At 69.1% G+C, this 4,881-nt stretch carries 9 protein-coding genes; 4 read left to right on the forward strand and 5 right to left on the reverse strand.

Annotated elements, in window-relative coordinates:
* Window positions 1-39 precede the first annotated feature (39 nt).
* On the reverse strand, window positions 40-879 hold the full coding sequence (locus AC08OP_RS20710) for an SDR family oxidoreductase (protein WP_476615701.1): 840 nt from the start codon (window positions 877-879) through the stop codon (window positions 40-42).
* 133 nt (window positions 880-1,012) lie between these two features.
* Between AC08OP_RS20710 and AC08OP_RS20715 the strand changes: the two genes are divergently transcribed.
* Complete coding sequence (locus tag AC08OP_RS20715; protein WP_476615702.1) at window positions 1,013-1,387, forward strand: winged helix-turn-helix transcriptional regulator; 375 nt, start codon at window positions 1,013-1,015, stop codon at window positions 1,385-1,387.
* Here the strand turns inward: AC08OP_RS20715 and AC08OP_RS20720 are convergent.
* Window positions 1,311-2,192 carry a WS/DGAT domain-containing protein gene (locus tag AC08OP_RS20720; RefSeq protein WP_476615703.1) on the reverse strand — a complete coding sequence of 294 codons (882 nt, stop codon included), beginning with the start codon at window positions 2,190-2,192 and terminating at the stop codon, window positions 1,311-1,313. The genes AC08OP_RS20715 and AC08OP_RS20720 overlap by 77 nt on opposite strands.
* Window positions 2,193-2,419: 227 nt before the next feature.
* Window positions 2,420-2,569, reverse strand: coding sequence for a hypothetical protein (locus AC08OP_RS20725; RefSeq protein WP_476615704.1), 150 nt, complete (start codon window positions 2,567-2,569; stop codon window positions 2,420-2,422).
* A gap of 121 nt (window positions 2,570-2,690) precedes the next feature.
* On the opposite strand from AC08OP_RS20725, the gene AC08OP_RS20730 reads away from it, so the two are divergent.
* Window positions 2,691-2,948 (forward strand): helix-turn-helix domain-containing protein, encoded by a 258-nt coding sequence (locus tag AC08OP_RS20730; protein ID WP_476615705.1) that lies wholly within the window; start codon window positions 2,691-2,693, stop codon window positions 2,946-2,948.
* A gap of 6 nt (window positions 2,949-2,954) precedes the next feature.
* On the forward strand, window positions 2,955-3,212 hold the full coding sequence (locus AC08OP_RS20735; protein WP_476615706.1) for a transposase family protein: 258 nt from the start codon (window positions 2,955-2,957) through the stop codon (window positions 3,210-3,212).
* A 575-nt stretch (window positions 3,213-3,787) separates the two neighbouring features.
* On the opposite strand, the gene AC08OP_RS20740 is transcribed toward AC08OP_RS20735, so the two are convergent.
* Window positions 3,788-4,069 carry a type II toxin-antitoxin system RelE family toxin gene (locus tag AC08OP_RS20740; RefSeq protein WP_476615707.1) on the reverse strand — a complete coding sequence of 94 codons (282 nt, stop codon included), beginning with the start codon at window positions 4,067-4,069 and terminating at the stop codon, window positions 3,788-3,790.
* Window positions 4,069-4,353, reverse strand: coding sequence for a type II toxin-antitoxin system Phd/YefM family antitoxin (locus tag AC08OP_RS20745; RefSeq protein ID WP_476594115.1), 285 nt, complete (start codon window positions 4,351-4,353; stop codon window positions 4,069-4,071). The genes AC08OP_RS20740 and AC08OP_RS20745 overlap by 1 nt, the downstream gene beginning before the upstream one ends.
* 131 nt (window positions 4,354-4,484) lie before the next feature.
* Here AC08OP_RS20745 and AC08OP_RS20750 point away from each other — a divergent pair, with 131 nt between their 5' ends.
* Window positions 4,485-4,703 (forward strand): type II toxin-antitoxin system HicB family antitoxin, encoded by a 219-nt coding sequence (locus AC08OP_RS20750; protein WP_476615708.1) that lies wholly within the window; start codon window positions 4,485-4,487, stop codon window positions 4,701-4,703.
* Window positions 4,704-4,881: the final 178 nt, after the last annotated feature.

Consider the following 4,881-nt stretch of genomic DNA (forward strand, 5'->3'; position numbering starts at 1 on the left):
GGCGCTCGCCGTACCGGGCGGGCCGGGGTGGCGGTGGGGTCAGCGGAAGGCGCCGAGGTTGTCCCGAGCCCAGACCGCGAACGTCCGGCCGGGTCGGCCGAGCACGGTGGCGAGGTCGGGCCCGACGGTGCGCTCCTCGGCCGTCGGGCTTCCCAGGATGGTCAGGGTGTCGTCGGCGATGGAGGCCGGCATCCATCTGGCCATCTCCTCACGAGCCTGCGCGTGGGAGATCTCGACGAAGGCCACCGGCTCACCGAGGGCCGCGGCGAGGGCCGCAGCCCGGTCACGTGGCGAGGTCGAAGGCCCGGCCAGGACGTAGATCCGGCCGGCGTGGCGCGGGTCCAGCAGGGTCGCCGCCGCGACGTCGGCCAGGTCGGCCGGGTCGACGGAGGGAAGTGCGACGTCGCCGAACGGTGCGAACACCGTCCGCTGCGCCGCTACCGAGGGCGCCCAGGCGAGCGCGTTGGAGTGGAAGCCGCCCGGTCGCAGGATGGTCCACGCCAGGCCCGACCCGGTTACGGCGTCCTCGAGCGCCCGGAACCCGTCGTAGGCCGCCAGTCCCGGACGGGTGCCGGCGGCCACCGACGACAGGAGCACCAGCCGGCGGACACCGGCGGCCTTGGCGGCACCCAGGATCGCCGCCGCGTCGAGGCCATCGCCGGAACCGTGGACGAGCAGGAACAGCGCGTCGGCTCCCTCGAGAGCAGGGACCAGGCTGGCGGGGGCAGTGAGGTCGGCGCGGACGGCAGTGAGCCCAGCCCCGGCCGGAAGGGGCGCCGAGGCGCCTCGGGCCACAGCGGTCACTGGCCGGCCGGCGGCAATCAGGTTCTTGACGAGGGGGCGGCCGATGTTGCCGGTCGCGCCGGTCACGACGATCACAGGGGTACCTCCGGGTCTGGGCTTCGGACTGACCCGGGACACGCTACGGTCATGCGGGTAGTAGGTTCCCCATGGAAAGTGACTAGCATCGGAGCCTGTATGACAGCCACCGCCGTATGAAAGACACCGCCGTATGACAGCCACTGCCGAGATGACGGCCGGCGTCCGCCCCTGCCCGATCGCACCGGTCGTCGAGTTGGTGTTCAGCCGCTGGACCACCCCGATTCTCTGGACGCTGCACGAACACGGCACCCAGCGCTTCGTCGAACTCGAGCGAACGCTGGGCGTCACACCCAAGGTGCTGACCCAGCGGCTGCGGCAGATGGAACGCGACGGGCTCGTGGTCCGTACCTACCACCCGGAAATCCCGCCCCGGGTGGAGTACGAGATCAGCGAACTCGGCGAGAGCCTCGCCCCCGTCTTCGCCGCCCTCACCCAGTGGTCCGAGCAACACCTTCCATCCGTGCAACGAGCACGCGCGGCGTACTCCGGGCCACTGCCACGCTGAGCGCGACCACGCTCCCCACGCACCAGCTACGACTGTCTGTGGAACACGTGACATGACCGCGTGACGCACGCCACGTCCACGGCAACGCCGAGTCGGCGGTAATCGTCATCGTCGTGGGTCGCCCCGGCGGACGCCCGCCGCCGGGTAGCTGGTGGTCAATGTTCCCTTGATGCCGTTGCGGGCGACGTTCGAGCGGCAGGTCCGGCGGACCCGCTCGGGGGAGTCGGGTCAGGTGGCGGAGTCCGGGGACTTGGGAGAACCGGGACGACCGGGAGACCCCGGGAACTCGCGGGAGCGGGCGTCGGGCCGCCCTGGGTGCGGCCGTCGAAGGCGGCGAGCCCGGCGAGCCAGTTGCCGGCCAGGCGGTGTGGCGGGGGACGCTCGCGCTGGCCGTGAACGCCGCGCAGACCTGCTCGTCCAGGCCGAACAGGGCGGCCGACAGGTGCTGGCGACTCACGAACAGCGGCGCCATGCCGATCAGCGTGGTGACCCGGCGGCCGGCCACCGTGTACGGGCCCACCATCGTCCCCAGGTTGCTCGTGACCAGAGCGGCGCCCGTCGGGCGGGCCGCGACGGCGACGATCTGCGCGAACACACGGGGCGATGTGGTGTGCGGCATTCCGTCCAGAAGCTTCCGTTCGACCACGCCGAACCTGCCCTGTGCCTTGACGCGTCGGGTCTGCTCGGCGATCTGGGCGAGCCGCCGCCGGGGATCGGCCTCGGTGCAGGGCAGCGGCACCCGTATGCCCAGGGTGAAGTTGGAAAGGATCTCCTGTTCGTCCGGGGTGCACACGTTGATCGGCATCGACGTGTGGATGGCACGCTGACGAGAGAGGCGGGGGAAGAGACGGCGTGCGCGGCCCGGACCCGTCGGCCGTCGTGGGTGTCCATTCCGGCAGGGACCAGGTGCGCAGGGCGCCGGCGACCGCCGCGAGGTAGACGTCGTTGACCGTGACGCCCTCGCGTCGGGCGATCCGACGCAGCCGCTCCAGCTCGGTCACCGCCCAGGTGTGCCGCGCCGCGCCGCGAGGGTCAGGGCCGGGTCGTCGACACAGAGCACCACGCCCCCTCCAGGAACTCTCCGGGATTCTGCAGAGTGAAATGGAAGAACGCTCGATCGCCGGTGGTCAGCGGCCTGGTCCGCGGCCCGCGCGCGGCGACATTTGTGGATACATAGGTCATGCCGTTTCCTCTCGACGACATCCACGCCAGGGTGGACCCGGAACGGTCGGTTCGTTCAAGATGCTTCTGTTTCCGCCTCTTGGGGCAGAAGCATTCCCTCGCTTTATACGAAAACCGTCCGTTGGCCGACGACCGCGACCGGCCTCGGACCTGGCGCAAGCTGTCCCCTCGCGACCAGGCGCTGCGCGTGCTCGCGCACCTGCGCAACGGCGACACCCACGAACACCTGGCCGCCGGCTTCCAGGTCAGCGTCGGCACGGCCCACACCTATGTCCGGGAGGCCGTCGAGCTGCTCGCCAGGCGCGGGCGCAGCCTGCTCGCGGCCGTCTGGACGTTCGCCTGGACCTGGAGCAACTTCCAGGGCCTGATGGACCCGTAGGGCCGGATGATCTGGATCTCCGACGGGCTGCTCGGCTCGACCCACGACCTCACCGCAGCCCGGGCCCACGACGCCCTCCGTGTGATCAACCACGCGGAGACGATCTACCTCTACGCGGACAAGGGCTACGCCGGCGGCGAGAGCGACCTGCTCCTCGTTCCCCGCAAGAAGCCCGCGAACAGCGAGCTGCCCGACGACATCAAGGAAAGCAACCGCGCCCGCGCGGCTACCCGCGCCCCGGTGGGCGTGGCTTCGCGGTCCTGAAGAACTGGCGCGTCTTCAGCCGCTTCCGCGGCTGCCCACGCCGGGTCGGCGCATTCACCCAAGCCGTCTTCGTCCTGAAGCCGGAAGAGATCTAGAAAAACCGACTTTGAAAATGCTCATTGCTCTAACTACAGGTATCGAGGTTCACACCGTTTTTGTCAGCAAGCGGCCGTCTCTCCGGGGCGCCGCGATCGCCCGGCCGTGGCTTCTCGATCATGTCATCCTTGCCTGAGCTCGACGCGGTTGCCGGCAGAGCGACACATTCATCTCACGGTTGCGTGTGTTACGGGATCCTTTTGCTGGTAAAGGCGGCGCAATACGGTGTGCTGCATGGTCACACCAGTCGCGGTGCGCCCGACCTCGTTTCCGGTAGTTGCGACCCCGGGGAGATGGTAGCTCTGGCCGGCGTGGGTGCGGTGGGCGTGAGCCTCGTGGTGGCCACCGGCGGCTCGGCACGGTCGACGCCTCGGTCATTGCGTGTGCGGAGCGCCTCGGTATCGACGAGGTCGCAACGGTTGACCGGCGCCATTTCATCGTCGTCAAGGCACGCCGGACACTCGGCCTTCTGCCCTTACTTAAAGGTGATAGACGTCTCGCCGATGCCGGATGGAGTGGATCTCTACCAGGTGTTTGGCCGCGTCGATCCGGTAGATGATGCGGTAGGTTCCGCGGCGCGCCGAGTAGAAGCCGTCGAAGGGCTCGTCCAACGGCTTCCCGACCCGGTAAGGGTTCATGGCGACCGCTCGTTGGATCGTCTCCAGTGCGGCGGCCGCGACCTCCAGGGGCAGGTCCTCGTGGAGGTTTCTCCGTGCCCTGCGCGACAGCGCGACCTCGTAGGGTGCGCCGCTGGCGGCCATCACCCGTCCCCGGCCCGCCGCTGCTCCAGTTCGGCCACGACCTCGCCCAAGGCGAAGGTGTCACCCGCGGCGAAGTCGTCCCGCGACTGCCGCAAATCCGCGAGAGCCTCGCCGTCTGACAGGAGGTCGAGGGTCTCGCGCATCGACTCGTACTCGGCAACGGAGATCAGCATCACATCCGCGCGCCCGTTGCGCGTGATCGTGAAGTGATCATGTTCTCTGGCTACCCGCTCGGCCAGCTCGGCAATCCGGGCCTTCGCCTCGGTGATCGGTATGGTCTCCATGAGGGTCATTATAAGGACCGGTCGCTATTCTGGTCATGCTGGTGGCTGTCTAGCTTCGGGCCGATCATCCAGCGCGCTCTCGTCGACTGTCTACGAGATCGGGATCGCTTCATTCAGGATACCGTAGACGCATGGCGGCGTCGCGCACCACCACGGTCACCGTCCCGATCATTGTCGAGTGCGACGAGAACGGCGTCTGGTGCGCACACGCGCAGCTACGTCCAGGAGTGGGCGCCCATGGCGAGGGTGCCACCGAGCAGGACGCGCTGGACGACCTGCGCGAGGCGCTCGTCGGCCTGATCGAGGAATTCGGGGTTCCCCGGGAGTTGTCCGTCACCGTGGCGGCCTGATGCCGCCGGTGCCCTCCGTCCGAGGCATCCGAGTGGTCCATGCGCTGGAACGTCAGGACCGCCCGCAGGGAACGGATGAGATGGGCACAGCAGAGCTGGACGCCGGCGAGCTGGGCGACTGCTGCCAGCCGGCGTAGTCGTCCCGGGTCAGGCAGCCGCGCCAGCCGTCGAGGATCCC

The organism is Frankia sp. CeRuru1 (assembly GCF_977966315.1).

Bases quoted from the DNA above. Each gene is read 5' to 3' on its own strand.
- AC08OP_RS20745 (WP_476594115.1), bottom strand. From the start codon at position 4,353: ATGGAGACCATACCGATCACCGAGGCGAAGGCCCGGATTGCCGAGCTG.
- AC08OP_RS20740 (WP_476615707.1), bottom strand. From the start codon at position 4,069: ATGGCCGCCAGCGGCGCACCCTACGAGGTCGCGCTGTCGCGCAGGGCA.
- AC08OP_RS20750 (WP_476615708.1), top strand. From the start codon at position 4,485: ATGGCGGCGTCGCGCACCACCACGGTCACCGTCCCGATCATTGTCGAG.
- AC08OP_RS20715 (WP_476615702.1), top strand. From the start codon at position 1,013: ATGACAGCCACTGCCGAGATGACGGCCGGCGTCCGCCCCTGCCCGATC.
- AC08OP_RS20720 (WP_476615703.1), bottom strand. From the start codon at position 2,192: ATGCCGATCAACGTGTGCACCCCGGACGAACAGGAGATCCTTTCCAAC.
- AC08OP_RS20735 (WP_476615706.1), top strand. From the start codon at position 2,955: ATGATCTGGATCTCCGACGGGCTGCTCGGCTCGACCCACGACCTCACC.
- AC08OP_RS20725 (WP_476615704.1), bottom strand. From the start codon at position 2,569: ATGACCTATGTATCCACAAATGTCGCCGCGCGCGGGCCGCGGACCAGG.